This window comes from Desulfuromusa ferrireducens (genome assembly GCF_055389805.1).
The window spans coordinates 98,542-115,122 of the sequence record NZ_AP042415.1; the positions used below are offsets into that span (position 1 = coordinate 98,542).

The following is a 16,581-nucleotide window of genomic DNA, read 5'->3' on the forward strand; positions in this document are numbered from 1 at the left end:
TCCGCTTATTTTTTCCTACCAGCAACGGTCTTTTTCGGCCCCTTACGAGTCCGTGAATTATTCTTGGTATTCTGACCGCGAACCGGCAGCCCCTTACGATGGCGCAGGCCACGGTAACAACCAAGATCCATCAACCGCTTGATATTCATGGTAATCTCACGACGAAGATCACCCTCAACACGGCAATCACGATCAACAATTTCGCGAATTTTTGCTAATTCGGATTCTGTCAAATCGTCAGTACGTGCACTAAAATCTACATTAGCCTCAGCGAGGACTTTTTGCGACTTAGTACGACCAATCCCATAAATATAGGTCATGGCTATTTCAATGCGTTTATTACGCGGTAAATCGACTCCAGCAATACGTGCCAATGTCTTATCCTCCTAGGGCCTTATCCCTGTCTTTGCTTGTGTTTGGGATTCTCACAGATGATCCGGATAACGCCTTTGCGCTTGACGACCTTACACTTCTCGCAGATTTTCTTTACCGAAGCTCTAACCTTCATCTTGAGATCCTTTTCTACTGATATCTCTATTGACCGACAAAATCGATCGAATTCTTTTAATGATCTAAACAGGTCAGAATTTCCGGCCCGTTCTCCGTAATTGCAATCGTATGCTCAAAATGTGCTGAGCGACGACCGTCTAACGTAACGGCAGTCCAGCCATCATCCAGCACCTTAACCGCAGGCAAACCGATATTAACCATTGGCTCAATCGCCAAGGTCATACCGACCTTAAGTTGTGGGCCGCGTGCAGGTGGCCCATAATTCGGAATCTGTGGATCTTCATGCAGCTTGCTACCGATTCCATGTCCTACAAATTCGCGTACAACACTAAAACGATCTTGCTCAACGCGAGTTTGCACTGCATGCGATATGTCAGAGAGTCGTCCGCCTGGCTGAGCAGCCGCTATGCCAAGATCGAGAGACTCTTTTGTTACATCGAGCAGGCGCTGAGTTGTTTCATCAACAACACCTACTGGAATTGTAACGGCCGAATCACCATAAAAACCGTCAATGATTAGACCGAAATCAATACTTATAATGTCTCCCTCTTGCAGCGGTTGCTGATTCGGGAAACCATGTACCACGCGATCGTTTGGCGAAGCACAAATAGTAAAGGGAAAGCCACCGTAGCCCTTGAAGGCGGGGCGGGCCTTCCACTTTTTACAGCGATCTTCGGCTAACCGATCAAGCTCCAAAGTCGTCGTGCCCGGCTTAACCTGTTCGCGCATCATCTGAAGGACTTCAGCCACCAACCGGCCAGCCCTGCGCATTTTCTCAAGCTCTTTATGTGACTTGAGGACTATCAACTCAACCAGCCTGCAGAGCTGAAATTATCTGCTGCTGTACTTTTGAAATTTCCTGCATACCATCAATAGCCAGAAGCAAATCATCCTTCCGGTAGTAGCCCTCCAAGGGAGCAGTCTGTTGATGATAAACGTCCATACGATTACGAATAGTCGCTTCCTGATCATCATCACGATGAACTAACTGTCCACCACAGGCCGAACATGAACCGTCGTCAGCAGGAGGATCAAACTTCAAATGAAACCCTTTACCACAGGCACCACAGGTTCGTCGCCCGACCAGACGCTCGACCAAGGCATTGATATCTACCTCAAGAGAGACAACCGAATCAAGTTCTTTCCCTAATTCCGACAAAGTTTTTTTCAACTCATCAGCCTGCGGTACCGTTCGCGGGAAACCATCAAGAATGAAACCAGCCTGACAATCATCCTGCTGAAGGCGTTCGTGAACGATACCAACGACGACTTCATCAGGAACTAATGCCCCAGCATCCATACACCCCTTTGCCTTCAAGCCCATGGGAGATTGATTCTGGACTGCCGCCCGCAACATGTCACCAGTTGATATCTGCGGAATGCCGAATTTCTCAACCAGCATTGCAGCCTGCGTTCCCTTACCAGCCCCAGGAGGACCAAGCAAAACAAGTTTCATCGTATAAACCTTAACCGTGCCGGCCCTTCAAAGTCACACCCTTCATGAATCCCTCATAAGATCGAGAGATAAGGTGCGCTTCAATCTGCGACGCTGTATCCATGCCAACACCGACGACAATCAGCAGTGAAGTACCGCCAAAGAAGAATGGCACATTCAACTGATTGATCAAAAGGGTCGGCAACACACAAACAAGTGACACATAAATTGCACCGGCAAATGTAAGACGGCCGAGAACCATATCCAAGTAATCTGCCGTTTCCTTGCCAGGTCTTATTCCTGGAACGAAACCGCCCTGATTCTTGATATTCTCAGCTACGTTGACCGGATTAAAGGTAATAGCCGTGTAGAAGTAGCAAAAGAAAACAATAAACGCAACATAAAAAAGGTTATAAACCCAATGGCTCGGCGCAAGGACAGCAGATACCGACTGAACCCATGGAGCATCAATAAAATTAGCAATTGTAGCTGGAAACATCATAATAGAACTGGCGAAGATCGGTGGTATAACGCCGCTCATATTGATTTTCAAAGGCAGGTGACTTGCCTGGCCTCCCATGTTTCGCATCCCGACAACACGCTTGGCATAATGAATCGGCACCCTTCGCTGAGCGCGTTCCATGAAAACAATCGCAGCAACAACAACCAGCATCAGAGCAACGATGAAGATAATCACCGCCGGAGACATCGCACCTGTTTCAACTAAGCGAACTGAGTTGACAATAGCCGACGGCATCCCAGCCACAATACCAGCAAAAATAATTAAGGAGATACCGTTGCCGATACCGCGCTCGGTAATCTGCTCACCAAGCCACATGATAAAGGCAGTTCCTGCCGTCAGAGTAATAACCGTCATCAGGATAAACCCGATGCCAGGGTTCTGTACGACCGGTTCACCGGCAGGACCTACCATCGACTGTAATCCAGTCGCAATACCAGTTCCTTGGATGATCGCAAGGACGATAGTTCCATAGCGGGTGTATTGGGTTATTTTTTTACGACCCTGTTCTCCCTCTTTGGAAAGCTTTTCCACCGGCTCGAAAACAACTGTCAAAAGCTGCATAATAATCGAGGAGCTGATGTAAGGCATAATACCAAGAGCAAACACAGCCATTTGCTGTAACGCTCCACCAGTAAATGCACTTACAAGACCAAGTAGGGTCCCCTCAGTTCCTTCAAAAAACTTTGCCAAAACTTGCGCATCAATTCCCGGTGTCGGAACGTGGCAGCCTATTCGATAAACAGCCAACATGCCGAGCGTAAAGAGAATCCGTCGTCGCAGCTCAGGTATAGCAAAGATATTTTGCAGGGTCGACATAAGTTAGAGAACCTCAATCTTGCCGCCTGCTGCTTCAATTTTTTCCGCAGCTGACTTGCTAAATTTATGAGCCTGAACGGTCAGTGGCTTAGTCAGATCGCCATCCGCCAGGATCTTAACACCGTCTTTGATACCGCTGACCAATCCGGTTTTACCGAGGGCCTCTAGGCCAACCACAGAACCTGCATCAAAAACGTCAAGGTCACGAAGATTAACCAATGCGTAAACCTTTTTATTCAGCGAGGTAAAACCACGCTTTGGTAAACGCCGCTGCAGAGGCATCTGGCCACCTTCGAATCCAGGCTTAACACCACCGCCACTACGCGCATTTTGACCCTTATGTCCCTTACCGGAAGTCTTACCTGTACCGGAGCCGGGGCCGCGGCCAATACGCTTTCTATTTTTTGTCGACCCGGGAGCCGGCTTCAGATTACTTAAATCCATCTCGTTGTCCTCTGCGTTAACAGTCTTCGACCGTAACCATATGTTCAACCTTGCGGATCATACCACGGATTTCCGGGGTATCTTGCAGGGCTACTGTCTGATGCAGACGCTTCAAGCCGAGTCCCTTAAGGACTTTGCTGAAATATTCTTTTCGTCCGATCGGACTCTTCTTCAGGGTGACTTTAACTTCCGTCGCCATTTTCTCGTCCTCCTTTAAAACCCTAGGCCTTATCAAGGCCACGACGGGCCCTAATCTCGGCAGGGCTTTTCAGCATCTTCAGTGCACTGATAGTCGCCTTAACCACATTGTGTGGGTTATTAGAACCCAGACATTTGGTCAGAATATTACCAATACCAACGGCCTCAAGGATCGGACGAACAGCACCACCAGCAATAACTCCGGTACCTTCAGAAGCAGGCTTCAAAAGAACCCGGCCCGCCCCAAACTTGCCGATAACATCATAGGGGATGGTTTTGCCATCCTGGATAGGAACACTGATCAGACTCTTACGCGCCTGTTCAACACCCTTCCGGATTGCTTCAGGAACTTCTTTAGCCTTACCAAGTCCGTAACCAACGTGACCATTACCATCACCGACAACAACCAAAGCCGAAAAGCTAAAACGACGTCCGCCTTTAACAACCTTGGAGTTACGATTGATATGAATGACCCGGTCGGTCAATTCCAATTTATCAGGATCAATGTGCAGCACAGCCCTACTCCTCACATCTTCAATCCGGCTTCCCGTGCAGCATCAGCAAGCGCTTGAACACGCCCCTGGTACAGGAAACCGTTGCGGTCGAAAACGACCTTAGAAATATTCTGGTCGAGAGCCTTTTTAGCAATAGCACTACCGACTGCCTTGGCTGCCTCCACATTACCGCACTGAGCCAAATCAATATCTTTGCTGAGTGTCGAAGCAGCTACCATTGTTTTCCCGGTAGCATCTTCGATTATTTGCGCGTAGATATGCTTGGCGCTGCGGAAGACGGAGAGCCGGGGGCATTCAGTGGTCCCACGCACTTTTTTCCTAACACGCGCCTGGCGTTTGAGCCGAGCAACACGTCGTTTTTGGGATTCGTTCACAGTCATGCTCCTTAATATAAAATAGTCTTACTTACCGGCCTTACCAGCCTTACGCAGAATCTTCTCATCCGCATACTTAATACCCTTACCCTTATAAGGCTCAGGCTTGCGGAAGGAACGAATCTTCGCGGCAGCCGAACCGACCAACTGCTTGTCAATTCCCTTGACCGACAGTTTGGTCTGCTTCTCTACCTCTACAGTGATCCCCTCGGGCAACTCATACACAACGGGGTGCGAGTAACCGAGAGCAAGGGTCAGAACCTTACCACTAACCTCAGCTCGATAGCCAACTCCATTGATTTCTAGATCTTTCTGAAATCCGGTAGTTACACCAACGACCATATTGTTAACCAGCGCACGGGTCAGACCATGCAAAGCAGTATCTCGTTTTTCTTCAGTCGAACGAGAAAAAACAATCTGCTCGGTTTCAACTGCAATGGTAATCCGCTCATGCAATTGTTGGCAAACGGTCCCCTTAGGGCCCTGAACAGTCATCTGATTACCGTCAAGCGAAACCTTGACTCCCGCAGGAATGACGACGGGAAGCTTACCTATACGTGACATTGTCGATACTCCTTGCTTACCAGATGGTACAGATGACTTCGCCGCCGACCTGCTCACGACGCGCTGAGACATCATCAAGAACACCCTTGGAAGTCGACAGGATCGATGCCCCAAGACCATTCTTCACACGAGGGATCTCATCCTTACCGACATAAACACGACGCCCGGGAGTAGAAATCCGCTTGATCTCGTGGATAACCGGTTCCTGATTATTATCGTATTTCAGATAGATACGCAGGACACCTTGCTTGTCATCGCTGATAGCCTTGAAATTTTTAATATAGCCAAGATCCTTGAGGACAGTGGCAACAGCAACTTTAACGTTACTGGACGGGATATCAAGCTTAGCATGACTTGCCATCCCAGCATTTCGAATACGGGTCAACAAATCCGCCATCGGATCGGTCATAGACATCGGTGGTACTCCTCTTTGCTGTTACCAGCTGGACTTGACAACACCGGGAAGTTTTCCTTCGGATGCCAGTTTCCGCAGACAAATTCTGCACATATCAAACTTACGGTAATAAGCGCGGGGACGACCGCAAAGCGGGCAGCGGTTGTATTCCCGAACGGCGAATTTCTTCGGCCGTTTCGCTTTGGCTATCATTGATTTCTTTGCCACAATTTCCTCCGCAATCCAGTCTATTTTCTAAACGGCATGCCGAGACCAGCCAACAGTGCGCGGCCTTCCTCGTCAGTTTTCGCCGATGTTACAATGGTGATATTCAGACCGGAGACCTTGGCAATAACATCCAAATCAATTTCCGGGAAGATCAACTGCTCACGGATACCGAGAGTGTAGTTACCACGACCATCAAAAGCTTTTGCTGACACACCTTTGAAATCACGGACACGCGGCAAAGCAACATTGATCAGACGGTCGAGGAATTCCCAGGCACGATTCTGACGCAAAGTAACGCAGGTTCCAATAGGCATTTCTTCACGCAACTTAAAGGTTGCGATCGATTTTCTGGCCTTGGTAATAACTGCTTTCTGACCGGTTATCCGCTCAAGCTCTTCTACGGCAGATTCCAGCAGCTTCGGATTCTGAATCGCCTCACCGAGGCCCATATTCAGAACAACTTTCTCGATCTTTGGAACTTCCATAACATTTCTGTACTGGAATTCCTTCATCAGGGCAGGAACCTGCTCCTGAAGATATGCCTGTTTCAACCTGGCCATCGAATTCTCCGTTTACTTATCAACACTCGCGTTACATTTTTTGCAGTAACGAGCTTTGCTACCATCTTCAAGCTTCCGCACTCCAGTCCGAGCAGCTTCATTACATGAGCCGCATACCAACATTACATTGGAAAGACTGAGAGGTGCTTCCTTTTCCACAATCCCACCCTCAGGGTTAACCTGACTAGGACGGGTATGGCGCTTGATAACGTTGAGGCTTTCCACCACAACGCGGCCTTTAGCAGGGAATACACGCAAGACTTTACCAGTCTTGCCCTTTTCCTTACCGGCGATAATTTTCACCATGTCATCTTTTTTGACATGAAGTTTTACTGTAGCCATCGCTTTGACTCTCCAACTGTCAGAAATTAAAGAACTTCAGGGGCCAGCGAAACGATTTTCATAAAGTTCCGGGCCCGCAGTTCTCTGGCGACAGGGCCAAAGATACGGGTGCCGAGCGGCTCATTACCAGTATTAACAACAACAGCAGAGTTATTGTCAAAACGGATAAAAGAACCATCCGAACGGGGTACTTCTTTGGCAGTCCGTACAATAACTGCACGAACCACGTCGCCCTTTTTGACCTTCGAATTCGGCAGCGCCTCTCTGACGCTACAGATAATAATGTCGCCGATACCGGCGTACTTGCGCTTGGACCCACCTGGAACTTTGATACAGCAAAGTTTCTTAGCTCCGGAGTTGTCCGCCACGCTTAGTATGGATTGCATCTGAATCATGACTTACTCCTACGCGGTAACGGCCTTCTCCAGGATCTGGCGGACGCGCCAGCGCTTATCTTTCGACAAGGGCCTAGATTCGACAATAAGGACTTTATCACCAATGCCACAACTGTTCGCCTCATCATGAGCCTTACAGTTAACGTTGCGCTTGATGTATTTTTTATAAACGCTGTGCTTGACCAGACGATCGACCCGTACAACAACGGTCTTTTCCATCTTGTCACTAACCACAACTCCGACCCGGGTTCTCCGGTTACCTCGTTCTTGACTCATTGATTCCTCACACCCGCTAGGCATTCTGCTTACCGGTTAGAACTGTTTTAACTCGTGCGACATCCTTCCGCACCTGAGCAACCCTGGAAGTATTCTCCAAGTGTCCGGTGTGGAGTTGAAACCGCAGGTTAAACAGCTCCTGCTGCAACTCCGCAGTCTTTGCCTGCAACTCTTCGACACTGAGGTCGTTGATTTCACTAGCTTTCATCGCCAGCCTCTCTTTTTACAAACTTGGTACGCATCGGAAGCTTATGAGCAGCCAGGCGGAATGCTTCGCGCGCTGTCTCTTCATCGACTCCCTGCATTTCGTAAACAATGTGACCAGGCTTCACAACGGCAACCCATCTCTCCGGCGAGCCCTTACCTTTACCCATCCGAGTCTCAGCAGGCTTGCTGGTGAGCGGCTTGTGTGGGAAGGAACGGATCCAGATTTTACCACCCCGTTTAATATAACGGGTCATGGCACGACGAGCAGCTTCAATTTGACGAGCTGACAGCCAGCCACACTCAAGTGCCTGCAGACCAAAGTCACCGAAGTTAACTTCTGTACCACGGGACGCCTGACCGGTCATCCGCCCGGTAAACTGCTTTCTACGCTTAACTTTTTTCGGCATTAACATGACAAGTTACTCCTGATCAGCCTGCCGGCTGTTCTTTCTCTTTACCAAGGACTTCACCCTTGAAGATGAGCACTTTTACACCGATGATCCCATAGGTGGTTTTCGCCTCAGCGAAACCATAATCGATGTCTGCCCGCAGGGTATGCAGAGGTACGCGACCTTCGCGATACCATTCAGTACGGCTCATCTCAGCACCACCCAGTCGGCCGGCGCAGTTAATCTTGATGCCCTTGGCACCAAACTTAAGAGCCATACTAACGCTGCGCTTCATTGCACGTCGAAAAGCAACTCGCCGTTCCAACTGCAGCACAATGTTTTCTGCAACTAGCTGGGCATCAACTTCCGGCTTACGTACTTCCTGGATGTTGATAAAGCACTCGTCTGAAGTGATTTTAGCCAGATCTTTCTTCAATACTTCGACCTCAGAACCCTTTTTACCAATGATGATACCAGGGCGGGCAGCGAAAATATTGATTTTGACCTTATTAGCAGCACGCTCTAACTCGATTTTCGAGATACCAGCATGATAGAGCCGCTTCTTTAAGAAATTACGGAGCTTTAAATCAGCATGCAGCTTTTCAGCATAATCATTATCTGCATACCAGCGGGATTCCCAAGTCCGGTTGATCCCCAGACGAAATCCTATCGGATGAACTTTCTGGCCCAAAGGGACACCTCCTCGACTTACTTAACGTCCAGAACCACAGTTATGTGGCTGGTCGGTTTACGAATCCGGCTGGCGCGCCCCTGAGCACGGGGAAGAAAACGCTTCAAAACTGGGCCCTGATCAACCATCACTGTTTTTACAAACAGTTGATCGACATCAGAGACACCCTTCTGTTCAGCATTTGCAACAGCAGACTTCAACAATTTAGACAAAATAGGCGCGGTTTTCTGTGGGGAAAACTGGAGGATATTCATAGCCTCCTGAATCCCTTTGCCGCGGACCATATCGACAACGAGTCTCGCCTTACGTGGAGAAAGGCGGACGTTCCTTAACTTAGCTTGTGTTTCCATTCCTCGGAACTCCTATCAGGAATCGCGGTGCTTATTTTCTGACTTTGCTCTTTCTGTCAGAGCCGTGGCCATAATAGGTCCGGGTCGGAGCGAATTCGCCCAGCTTGTGACCAACCATGTTCTCACTGACGAACACGGGGATAAACTTTCTACCATTATGTACGGCAAAAGTCGAGCCGACGAATTCCGGAATAATGGTCGAACGACGTGACCAAGTCTTAACGACCTTGTTCCGGTTCACTTCACCTTCGAGGTCAACCTTACGTAACAAACATTCTTGGACGTAAGGTCCCTTTTTAATTGATCTTGCCACGGTTGTCTCCTAGAGCCTGTATCTAAAAATTACTTTTTATTTCTGCGACGCACGATAAACTTATCGGTACGCTTATTGGTCCGGGTCTTGTAGCCCTTGGTCGGAACACCCCAAGGAGTCACCGGGTGACGACCTCCGGAGCTCTTACCTTCACCACCACCATGCGGGTGATCAACCGGGTTCATCGCCACACCACGTGATTGAGGGCGTTTACCGAGCCAACGATTACGACCAGCCTTACCTATTTTAACTTTTTCATGGTCCAAGTTGCCGACCTGACCGATAGTCGCGCAGCACTCTTGCAGCACCAAACGTACCTCGCCGGAGGGAAGCCGTAACTGTGCGTAACGACCTTCCTTAGCAGCAATTGCTGCATAGGCTCCAGCGCTACGTGCCAACTGGCCACCCTTGCCGACTTTAAGTTCAACATTGTGAACCCAAGTGCCGAGAGGAATCGACTTTATCATCATCGCGTTACCCGGGGTGATATCCGCAGTGTCACTCGCAACGACAGTGTCGCCTACATTCAGACCCTTAGGAGCAAGAATGTAGCGCTTTTCGCCATCAACATAGAACAGCAACGCAATGTTGGCGCTACGATTCGGGTCATACTCGATAGCAGAAACCTTCGCTGTGATTTCCTTCTTTTCACGACGGAAGTCGACAATCCGGTACTTCTGCTTATGACCACCACCAGTATGACGCTTGGTGATACGACCATTGTTGTTACGACCGCCATTCCTGGACATTGGCGCCAATAACGATCTTTCAGGCGTTGACTTAGTGATCTCTTCGAATGTCAAAGAGGTCATGTGACGTCGTCCGGCTGAGGTCGGATTATATTTTTTGATACCCATGATTAGCTACTCCATACCTGCAAAGCGCGCAGTTTTACACACCATAAAAATCGATATTGTGACCTTCTTCGAGAGTCACATAAGCCTTTTTCCAGCTATTGCGCTGGCCGACATTTTGACCAACACGCTTTGTTTTACCGCGCTGTTGAATTGTGTTTACAGCCTTGACCTTAACATCAAAAGCCTTCTCAACAGCCTGCTTGATCTCGATTTTGTTCGCAGTGCGGGAAACCTCGAAAGAGACAACCTGTGATTCATCCTTCAACAAGTTCGCTTTTTCGGTAATCAGCGGTTTGCGGATAACTTCATGCAGTGGTTTCATTTCTCCAGCGCTCCTTCAATCTCGTTTACCGCAGCATCGGTCAGAACCAGGTTGGGGTACTTGAGAATGTCGTAAACATTAACACCGTCAGCACGCAGCACCTTGACGTTATGAAGATTGCGTGCAGACAGCTCAACCTTAGGATCGGCCTGGTCGATAACAATCAATACACCTTCAAGCTCAAAACGTTGAATCAGTTGAGCAAAAGATTTGGTATTGATTGCATCAAGATTAAGATCCTTGATTACGGTCAGCTTCTCTGCTTGGTAGCGAACTGACAGCGCACTACACAAGGCCAATTTCTTAACTTTTCGGTTCAGCTTAAAAGCATAAGAACGGGGCTGAGGACCAAAAGCAACACCACCACCGACGAAGTGCGGAGCACTCACTGTACCCTGACGTGCGTTACCAGTACCTTTCTGACGGTAAGGCTTCTTACCACCACCGGCAACAGCAGCACGGGTTTTAACCGATGCAGTTCCTTGACGACGAGCAGCCAGTTGATAACGGACCATATCGTGTAGCAGGTAACCTTTTACCTCGGCATTAAAAATCGCATCTGCGATTTCTCGTTCACCAACCTGCTTCTTGTCCTGATCAAATATTGTTACAGTTGCCATTTTCTACTCCTGTGTCCGTAGCGCTTAGGCCTTAATTCCCTTGCGGATCATGACCAGACCATTTTTCGGTCCGGGCACAGCACCACGTACAAGAATAAGGTTTTGTTCCGGGCGGACATCGACAACAATCAGATTCTGGGTAGTAACCCGTACGTTCCCCATCTGGCCAGCCATCTTCTTGCCCTTAAAAACTTTCGAAGGCGAAGCAGACTGCCCGATAGAACCAGGACCCCGCTTAAACATCGAACCATGACTAGCACGACCACCAGCAAAACCCCAGCGCTTGATAACACCCTGAAAGCCCTTACCTTTGCTGGTCCCAGTAATGTCGATGCGATCACCTGGCTTGAACATATCACAGGTAACTTCTTCGCCAATCTGGCACTCTGCATCGGCACTAAACTCACGTACGAGCGTAAATGCACCCTTGCCGGCTTTCTTGAAATGGCCCATGTCCGGCTTATTGGTCCGATGGACCTTTTTAAGGCCGAACCCAAGCTGAACGGCTTCATAGCCGTCGCTAGTGGCAGTCTTCTTCTGCAGGATAGTACAAGGACCGGCTTCAAGCACGGTCACTGGAATCCGCTGCCCATCGGCGGCGTAAACCTGACTCATCCCAATCTTTTTCCCTAACAGTCCGTTGGTCATTGCTGTTGCCCTTAACTCGCTATTGTCTTGATCGCTTAAAGCTTGATCTCAACATCAACACCGGCCGACAGATCGAGCTTCATCAAAGCATCGACAGTCTGCTGGGTCGGTTCCATAATATCCAAAAGGCGCTTGTGAGTCCGGATTTCGAACTGCTCACGACTCTTCTTATCAACATGTGGACCACGCAGAACACAGTACTTGTTAATGATGGTCGGCAAAGGGATCGGGCCGACCAAACGGGAACCTGTACGCTTGGTGGTATCAACTATTTCAGCGACCGCCTGATCGAGTAATGAGTGATCATAGGCCTTCAGACGAATTCTAATTTTCTGGGTAGACATTACTTTATATCCTCGTATTACTCAACGATTGCACTAACCACGCCGGCGCCGACAGTACGGCCACCTTCGCGGATAGCAAAACGTAGACCGTCATCCATTGCGATCGGTGTGATCAGGTCAACAACCATAGCGATGTTGTCGCCAGGCATAACCATCTCTACGCCCTCAGGCAGGGTGACAATACCGGTCACGTCAGTGGTCCGGAAATAAAACTGAGGACGATAACCCTTGAAGAACGGGGTATGACGGCCACCCTCTTCTTTAGTCAAGATATAACCCTCAGCTTTGAACTTGGTGTGCGGGGTGATGCTGCCCGGCTTAGCCAGAACCTGACCACGCTCAATCTCTTCACGCTTCAGGCCACGTAACAGGATGCCGACGTTATCGCCAGCTTGACCCTGATCGAGCAGCTTGCGGAACATCTCAACACCGGTAACGACAGTCTTGGCGGTTTCTTTCATGCCGACGATCTCGACTTCTTCCTGAACCTTGATGATGCCGCGCTCGACACGACCGGTGGCAACAGTACCGCGACCGGAGATCGAGAAGACGTCTTCAATCGGCATCAAGAAAGGCTTGTCGATGGCACGCTCAGGCTGCTGGATATATTCATCAACCGCAGCCATCAGCTCGAGAACTTTGTCCTTGCCGATTTCGTCATCACGACCTTCAAGGGCGGCCAGAGCCGAACCGGCAATGATCGGAATATCGTCGCCAGGGAAGTCGTAAGAACAAAGCAGCTCACGGATTTCCATGTCGACCAGCTCAAGGAGCTCCTCGTCGTCAACCATGTCGGCCTTATTCAAAAACACGACCATCGCCGGGACACCAACCTGACGGGCGAGCAGGATATGCTCACGAGTCTGCGGCATCGGGCCATCGGCAGCGGAAACGACCAGAATAGCACCGTCCATCTGCGCTGCACCAGTGATCATATTCTTAACGTAATCAGCGTGACCCGGGCAATCAACGTGAGCGTAGTGACGATTCGCAGTCTCATACTCAACGTGGGCAGTTGCGATGGTGATCCCGCGCTCACGTTCTTCAGGAGCGTTATCAATCTGATCAAACGCCTTGACGATACCGGAGCCTGACTGCTCAGCCAGAACTTTGGTAATTGCTGCGGTCAGTGTGGTCTTGCCGTGGTCAACGTGACCGATAGTCCCGATATTGACGTGCGGCTTTGACCTGTCAAATTTTTCCTTGGCCATAACAGTCTCCTCTCCTAGGTCCCTTAACCGTTGACCTTGGCGATAATTTCTTCACTAATAGCTTTCGGTACCTGCTCGTAATGATCAAAAGTCATTGAGTAGGTTGCGCGGCCCTGGGTAGCACTGCGTACATCCGTTGCATAACCGAACATACTTGAGAGCGGAACATGCGAACTAACGACCTGTGCACCGCCCCGAGCTTCCATGCCCATAATCCGGCCACGGCGGCTGTTCAGGTCACCGATGACATCACCCATAAACTCTTCCGGGACAACGACCTCGACGGCCATAATCGGTTCAAGCAAAGCCGGTCCGGCCTTCCTGGCACCCTCTTTAAAGCCCATGGAACCGGCGATTTTAAAGGCCATCTCGTTCGAGTCAACATCGTGATAAGAACCATCAAAAACGGTAACCTTAACATCGACAATCGGGAACCCAGCCAGAACACCGTTTTCAGAGGCTTCTTCAGCACCCTTACCAACAGCGCCAATGTATTCGCGGGGAATAACACCACCCTTGATCGCGTCAACAAAGGTAAATCCTTCACCCGGCTCACCTGGCTCCAGACGCAACCAACAATCGCCATACTGACCACGACCACCCGACTGACGCACAAATTTACCCTGCACTTCAACAGACTTAGTAATCGACTCACGGTAAGCAACCTGCGGAGCACCAACGTTAGCCTCAACACTAAACTCACGCTTCATCCGGTCAACGATAACGTCAAGGTGCAACTCGCCCATCCCGGAAAGAATGGTTTGTCCGGTCTCTTCATCAGTGCGCACACGCAGCGAAGGATCTTCCGAAAGCAACTTGCCGAGGGCAATGCCCATCTTCTCCTGGTCACTCTTCGTCTTCGGCTCAACAGAGAGGTGAATAACCGGCTCTGGAAACTCCATCGACTCAAGCAAGGTAGGATTGGAAATATCACAGAGGGTATCACCAGTGGTACTATACTTAAGACCAACAGCAGCGGCAATATCACCGGCATAAACCTGCTTAATCTCTTCACGCTTATTGGCGTGCATCTTCAACAGACGGCCAAAGCGTTCTTTCTTACCCTTGGTCGAGTTCAGCACTGTGGTGCCAGACTCAGCGATACCGGAGTAAACGCGGAAGAAAGTCAACTGCCCGACAAAGGGATCAGTCATGATCTTAAATGCCAACGATGCAAATGGAGCGCTATCGTCAGCTGGGCGATTTTGCTCTTCACCAGTATCTGGATGAATACCCTTGATAGCGGGCACATCGAGTGGAGAAGGCATATAGGCGACAACTGCGTCAAGCAGAGTCTGAACACCCTTATTCTTAAATGCACTTCCGCAGAAAACTGGGCAGAAGAGGATGTCCCGTGTCCCTTTACGGATCGCTTCTTTAATTTCAGCTTCGGTCAATGCTTCGCCGCCGAGATATTTCTCCATCAGCGCGTCGTCATGCGAAGAGACCTCTTCGATCAGAGCTTCACGAGCAGCCTGCACATCGTCAACCATATCGGCCGGAATGTCGACGACCTCGTACTTGGCACCCATCGACTCGTCATCCCAGACAATCGCCTGCATAGCGACCAAGTCGACGAGACCGCGGAAGTTTTCTTCGGCACCGATCGGCAACTGCAACGGCAAAGGATTCGCACCGAGACGGTCACGGATCATATCAACACCATGCTGAAAGTCAGCACCGGTGCGGTCCATCTTATTGATGAACGCAATCCGCGGCACGCCATACTTATCAGCCTGACGCCAGACAGTCTCAGATTGTGGCTCAACGCCACCGACGGAACAGAACACCGCAACAGCGCCATCCAGAACCTTCAGCGACCGCTCAACCTCAATGGTGAAATCGACGTGACCCGGAGTATCAATAATATTGACACGGTGATCATCCCAGAAACAGGTAGTCGCAGCTGAGGTAATAGTAATACCACGCTCCTGCTCCTGCGCCATCCAATCCATAGTGGCAGCGCCATCATGAACTTCACCAATTTTATGAGAAACACCCGTATAATAAAGAATACGCTCTGTAGTCGTAGTCTTTCCAGCATCAATATGAGCCATGATACCGATATTTCGGGTCTTACTTAATGCTACCTTGCGCGCCACAACTTACTCCTGACAATACCGCCGGATTACCAGCGATAGTGAGCAAAGGCCTTATTAGCCTCAGCCATACGGTGGGTATCTTCACGTTTCTTGACTGCCGCACCACGGTTGTTAAATGCGTCAAGAAACTCACCTGCCAAGCGCTCACGCATCGTCTTTTCGCTGCGTTTTCTGGCATGGATAGCCAACCAACGCATCGCCAGAGCAGTACGCCGAGACGGACTTACCTCAATCGGGACCTGGTAGGTCGACCCACCAACCCGACGAGACTTAACTTCAAGAACAGGACGGACATTGTCCATCGCACCCTTAAAAACTTCAAGAGGATCGCTACCGCTACGCTCGGCAACCAGATCGAAGGCACCGTAAACAATTTGCTCAGCAGTACTCTTCTTGCCGTCACTCATGACGTTGTTAACGAACTTAGCAACTAACTGATCACCAAACTTTGGATCAGGCAGAATAATCCGCTTTGGGACTTCTCTTCTTCTAGGCATAACGTCCTCTTCTTATCACTTCGGGCGCTTGGCGCCATACTTGGAGCGACCCTGCTTACGATCTTTAACACCAGCAAGATCAAGAGTACCGCGAACGATATGATAACGCACACCCGGTAAATCTTTAATCCGACCGCCGCGAATCAACACAACAGAGTGTTCCTGAAGGTTATGACCCACACCTGGAATATAGGAAGTCACAGTAAGCCCATTAGTTAAACGGACCCGGGCGACTTTCCGCAAAGCCGAGTTCGGCTTCTTTGGAGTTGTGGTATAAACACGAGTACAGACTCCGCGTCGCTGTGGACAACTTTTCAGCGCAGGGGCAGTCGACTTAGTGACTTTCTTTTTGCGCCCGTGGCGAATCAGCTGGTTTATTGTTGGCATCTAAAATCTCCCAAAACTTATCTTAGTTCAGCTATCTAAAGCCCGATCTTTCTCAGGCGAAAAACCCGC

The 16,581-nt window shown here is 49.6% G+C and carries 30 protein-coding genes; all 30 read right to left on the bottom strand.

All coding sequences use genetic code 11. From position 1 onward, the window contains the following. Positions 1–5: 5 nt before the first annotated feature. The 30 genes from rpsM to rpsL are packed head-to-tail and all read right to left on the bottom strand — an operon-like array spanning position 6 to position 16,512. Positions 6–374, bottom strand: coding sequence for a 30S ribosomal protein S13 (gene rpsM, locus ACZ5PT_RS00405; RefSeq protein WP_464264835.1), 369 nt, complete (start codon positions 372–374; stop codon positions 6–8). Between the two features lie 20 nt (positions 375–394). Beyond that, positions 395–508 (bottom strand): 50S ribosomal protein L36, encoded by a 114-nt coding sequence (gene rpmJ, locus ACZ5PT_RS00410; protein WP_464264836.1) that lies wholly within the window; start codon positions 506–508, stop codon positions 395–397. Positions 509–564: 56 nt separating this feature from the next. Then, complete coding sequence (gene map / locus ACZ5PT_RS00415) at positions 565–1,317, bottom strand: type I methionyl aminopeptidase (protein ID WP_464264837.1); 753 nt, start codon at positions 1,315–1,317, stop codon at positions 565–567. A gap of 1 nt (position 1,318) precedes the next feature. After that, positions 1,319–1,966 carry an adenylate kinase gene (locus ACZ5PT_RS00420; RefSeq protein WP_464264838.1) on the bottom strand — a complete coding sequence of 216 codons (648 nt, stop codon included), beginning with the start codon at positions 1,964–1,966 and terminating at the stop codon, positions 1,319–1,321. A 10-nt stretch (positions 1,967–1,976) separates the two neighbouring features. After that, complete coding sequence (gene secY, locus ACZ5PT_RS00425) at positions 1,977–3,284, bottom strand: preprotein translocase subunit SecY (RefSeq protein ID WP_464264839.1); 1,308 nt, start codon at positions 3,282–3,284, stop codon at positions 1,977–1,979. Positions 3,285–3,287: 3 nt separating this feature from the next. Next, complete coding sequence (gene rplO, locus ACZ5PT_RS00430) at positions 3,288–3,728, bottom strand: 50S ribosomal protein L15 (RefSeq protein WP_464264840.1); 441 nt, start codon at positions 3,726–3,728, stop codon at positions 3,288–3,290. A gap of 16 nt (positions 3,729–3,744) precedes the next feature. After that, positions 3,745–3,927, bottom strand: a complete 183-nt coding sequence (gene rpmD / locus ACZ5PT_RS00435; protein ID WP_464264841.1) for a 50S ribosomal protein L30 — start codon at positions 3,925–3,927, stop codon at positions 3,745–3,747. A 22-nt stretch (positions 3,928–3,949) separates the two neighbouring features. Continuing rightward, entirely contained in the window at positions 3,950–4,441 is a 492-nt protein-coding gene (gene rpsE / locus ACZ5PT_RS00440; protein WP_464264842.1) for a 30S ribosomal protein S5, read from the bottom strand. An 11-nt stretch (positions 4,442–4,452) separates the two neighbouring features. Beyond that, complete coding sequence (gene rplR / locus ACZ5PT_RS00445; protein WP_464264843.1) at positions 4,453–4,815, bottom strand: 50S ribosomal protein L18; 363 nt, start codon at positions 4,813–4,815, stop codon at positions 4,453–4,455. Positions 4,816–4,842: 27 nt separating this feature from the next. Continuing rightward, complete coding sequence (rplF, locus tag ACZ5PT_RS00450) at positions 4,843–5,379, bottom strand: 50S ribosomal protein L6 (RefSeq protein ID WP_464264844.1); 537 nt, start codon at positions 5,377–5,379, stop codon at positions 4,843–4,845. 16 nt (positions 5,380–5,395) lie between these two features. Further along, positions 5,396–5,794, bottom strand: a complete 399-nt coding sequence (gene rpsH / locus ACZ5PT_RS00455) for a 30S ribosomal protein S8 (RefSeq protein ID WP_464264845.1) — start codon at positions 5,792–5,794, stop codon at positions 5,396–5,398. Between the two features lie 21 nt (positions 5,795–5,815). Then, complete coding sequence (locus ACZ5PT_RS00460; RefSeq protein WP_464264846.1) at positions 5,816–6,001, bottom strand: type Z 30S ribosomal protein S14; 186 nt, start codon at positions 5,999–6,001, stop codon at positions 5,816–5,818. Between the two features lie 20 nt (positions 6,002–6,021). Next, a complete protein-coding gene (gene rplE / locus ACZ5PT_RS00465; protein WP_464264847.1) occupies positions 6,022–6,561 on the bottom strand; it encodes a 50S ribosomal protein L5 in 540 nt (179 codons plus the stop codon). A gap of 12 nt (positions 6,562–6,573) precedes the next feature. Continuing rightward, a complete protein-coding gene (rplX, locus tag ACZ5PT_RS00470; protein ID WP_464264848.1) occupies positions 6,574–6,903 on the bottom strand; it encodes a 50S ribosomal protein L24 in 330 nt (109 codons plus the stop codon). A 26-nt stretch (positions 6,904–6,929) separates the two neighbouring features. Further along, the gene (gene rplN / locus ACZ5PT_RS00475) at positions 6,930–7,298 is read right to left on the bottom strand and encodes a 50S ribosomal protein L14 (protein ID WP_464264849.1); all 369 of its coding nucleotides are present in this window, start codon (positions 7,296–7,298) and stop codon (positions 6,930–6,932) included. A 9-nt stretch (positions 7,299–7,307) separates the two neighbouring features. After that, positions 7,308–7,574 carry a 30S ribosomal protein S17 gene (rpsQ, locus tag ACZ5PT_RS00480; RefSeq protein WP_464264850.1) on the bottom strand — a complete coding sequence of 89 codons (267 nt, stop codon included), beginning with the start codon at positions 7,572–7,574 and terminating at the stop codon, positions 7,308–7,310. 16 nt (positions 7,575–7,590) lie between these two features. After that, a complete protein-coding gene (gene rpmC / locus ACZ5PT_RS00485; protein WP_464264851.1) occupies positions 7,591–7,782 on the bottom strand; it encodes a 50S ribosomal protein L29 in 192 nt (63 codons plus the stop codon). Beyond that, positions 7,772–8,194 carry a 50S ribosomal protein L16 gene (gene rplP, locus ACZ5PT_RS00490; protein ID WP_464264852.1) on the bottom strand — a complete coding sequence of 141 codons (423 nt, stop codon included), beginning with the start codon at positions 8,192–8,194 and terminating at the stop codon, positions 7,772–7,774. Before rplP ends, rpmC begins: the two co-directional genes overlap by 11 nt. Before the next feature lie 16 nt (positions 8,195–8,210). Further along, the gene (rpsC, locus tag ACZ5PT_RS00495; RefSeq protein WP_464264853.1) at positions 8,211–8,861 is read right to left on the bottom strand and encodes a 30S ribosomal protein S3; all 651 of its coding nucleotides are present in this window, start codon (positions 8,859–8,861) and stop codon (positions 8,211–8,213) included. Positions 8,862–8,878: 17 nt separating this feature from the next. Then, positions 8,879–9,211, bottom strand: coding sequence for a 50S ribosomal protein L22 (rplV, locus tag ACZ5PT_RS00500; RefSeq protein WP_464264854.1), 333 nt, complete (start codon positions 9,209–9,211; stop codon positions 8,879–8,881). Between the two features lie 31 nt (positions 9,212–9,242). Further along, a complete protein-coding gene (gene rpsS / locus ACZ5PT_RS00505) occupies positions 9,243–9,524 on the bottom strand; it encodes a 30S ribosomal protein S19 (protein ID WP_464264855.1) in 282 nt (93 codons plus the stop codon). Between the two features lie 29 nt (positions 9,525–9,553). Then, positions 9,554–10,381, bottom strand: a complete 828-nt coding sequence (gene rplB / locus ACZ5PT_RS00510; protein WP_464264856.1) for a 50S ribosomal protein L2 — start codon at positions 10,379–10,381, stop codon at positions 9,554–9,556. 34 nt (positions 10,382–10,415) lie between these two features. Continuing rightward, entirely contained in the window at positions 10,416–10,703 is a 288-nt protein-coding gene (locus ACZ5PT_RS00515) for a 50S ribosomal protein L23 (RefSeq protein WP_464264857.1), read from the bottom strand. After that, positions 10,700–11,323, bottom strand: coding sequence for a 50S ribosomal protein L4 (gene rplD, locus ACZ5PT_RS00520; RefSeq protein WP_464264858.1), 624 nt, complete (start codon positions 11,321–11,323; stop codon positions 10,700–10,702). The genes ACZ5PT_RS00515 and rplD overlap by 4 nt, the downstream gene beginning before the upstream one ends. Positions 11,324–11,347: 24 nt before the next feature. Continuing rightward, entirely contained in the window at positions 11,348–11,971 is a 624-nt protein-coding gene (rplC, locus tag ACZ5PT_RS00525) for a 50S ribosomal protein L3 (RefSeq protein WP_464264859.1), read from the bottom strand. Positions 11,972–12,006: 35 nt separating this feature from the next. Continuing rightward, entirely contained in the window at positions 12,007–12,315 is a 309-nt protein-coding gene (gene rpsJ / locus ACZ5PT_RS00530) for a 30S ribosomal protein S10 (protein WP_464264860.1), read from the bottom strand. Between the two features lie 17 nt (positions 12,316–12,332). Beyond that, positions 12,333–13,526, bottom strand: a complete 1,194-nt coding sequence (gene tuf, locus ACZ5PT_RS00535; protein WP_464264861.1) for an elongation factor Tu — start codon at positions 13,524–13,526, stop codon at positions 12,333–12,335. 23 nt (positions 13,527–13,549) lie between these two features. Next, positions 13,550–15,628: an elongation factor G gene (gene fusA, locus ACZ5PT_RS00540; protein WP_464264862.1), complete on the bottom strand. Its 2,079-nt coding sequence runs from the start codon at positions 15,626–15,628 to the stop codon at positions 13,550–13,552. Between the two features lie 26 nt (positions 15,629–15,654). After that, positions 15,655–16,125 (bottom strand): 30S ribosomal protein S7, encoded by a 471-nt coding sequence (rpsG, locus tag ACZ5PT_RS00545; protein WP_464264863.1) that lies wholly within the window; start codon positions 16,123–16,125, stop codon positions 15,655–15,657. 15 nt (positions 16,126–16,140) lie between these two features. Next, positions 16,141–16,512, bottom strand: coding sequence for a 30S ribosomal protein S12 (gene rpsL / locus ACZ5PT_RS00550; protein ID WP_464264864.1), 372 nt, complete (start codon positions 16,510–16,512; stop codon positions 16,141–16,143). Between the last annotated feature and the right edge of the window lie 69 nt (positions 16,513–16,581).

Coding starts and splice junctions, on each gene's coding strand:
- ACZ5PT_RS00515 (WP_464264857.1), bottom strand. CDS start 10,703: ATGAAACCACTGCATGAAGTTATCCGCAAACCGCTGATTACCGAAAAA.
- rpsQ (WP_464264850.1), bottom strand. CDS start 7,574: ATGAGTCAAGAACGAGGTAACCGGAGAACCCGGGTCGGAGTTGTGGTT.
- rplD (WP_464264858.1), bottom strand. CDS start 11,323: ATGGCAACTGTAACAATATTTGATCAGGACAAGAAGCAGGTTGGTGAA.
- rpsJ (WP_464264860.1), bottom strand. CDS start 12,315: ATGTCTACCCAGAAAATTAGAATTCGTCTGAAGGCCTATGATCACTCA.
- tuf (WP_464264861.1), bottom strand. CDS start 13,526: ATGGCCAAGGAAAAATTTGACAGGTCAAAGCCGCACGTCAATATCGGG.
- rpmD (WP_464264841.1), bottom strand. CDS start 3,927: ATGGCGACGGAAGTTAAAGTCACCCTGAAGAAGAGTCCGATCGGACGA.
- rpsL (WP_464264864.1), bottom strand. CDS start 16,512: ATGCCAACAATAAACCAGCTGATTCGCCACGGGCGCAAAAAGAAAGTC.
- rplE (WP_464264847.1), bottom strand. CDS start 6,561: ATGGCCAGGTTGAAACAGGCATATCTTCAGGAGCAGGTTCCTGCCCTG.
- rplV (WP_464264854.1), bottom strand. CDS start 9,211: ATGGAAACACAAGCTAAGTTAAGGAACGTCCGCCTTTCTCCACGTAAG.
- rpsH (WP_464264845.1), bottom strand. CDS start 5,794: ATGTCTATGACCGATCCGATGGCGGATTTGTTGACCCGTATTCGAAAT.
- rplX (WP_464264848.1), bottom strand. CDS start 6,903: ATGGCTACAGTAAAACTTCATGTCAAAAAAGATGACATGGTGAAAATT.
- secY (WP_464264839.1), bottom strand. CDS start 3,284: ATGTCGACCCTGCAAAATATCTTTGCTATACCTGAGCTGCGACGACGG.
- rplP (WP_464264852.1), bottom strand. CDS start 8,194: ATGTTAATGCCGAAAAAAGTTAAGCGTAGAAAGCAGTTTACCGGGCGG.
- ACZ5PT_RS00420 (WP_464264838.1), bottom strand. CDS start 1,966: ATGAAACTTGTTTTGCTTGGTCCTCCTGGGGCTGGTAAGGGAACGCAG.
- rplO (WP_464264840.1), bottom strand. CDS start 3,728: ATGGATTTAAGTAATCTGAAGCCGGCTCCCGGGTCGACAAAAAATAGA.
- rplC (WP_464264859.1), bottom strand. CDS start 11,971: ATGACCAACGGACTGTTAGGGAAAAAGATTGGGATGAGTCAGGTTTAC.
- rplB (WP_464264856.1), bottom strand. CDS start 10,381: ATGGGTATCAAAAAATATAATCCGACCTCAGCCGGACGACGTCACATG.
- rpmC (WP_464264851.1), bottom strand. CDS start 7,782: ATGAAAGCTAGTGAAATCAACGACCTCAGTGTCGAAGAGTTGCAGGCA.
- rpmJ (WP_464264836.1), bottom strand. CDS start 508: ATGAAGGTTAGAGCTTCGGTAAAGAAAATCTGCGAGAAGTGTAAGGTC.
- rplN (WP_464264849.1), bottom strand. CDS start 7,298: ATGATTCAGATGCAATCCATACTAAGCGTGGCGGACAACTCCGGAGCT.
- rplF (WP_464264844.1), bottom strand. CDS start 5,379: ATGTCACGTATAGGTAAGCTTCCCGTCGTCATTCCTGCGGGAGTCAAG.
- rpsG (WP_464264863.1), bottom strand. CDS start 16,125: ATGCCTAGAAGAAGAGAAGTCCCAAAGCGGATTATTCTGCCTGATCCA.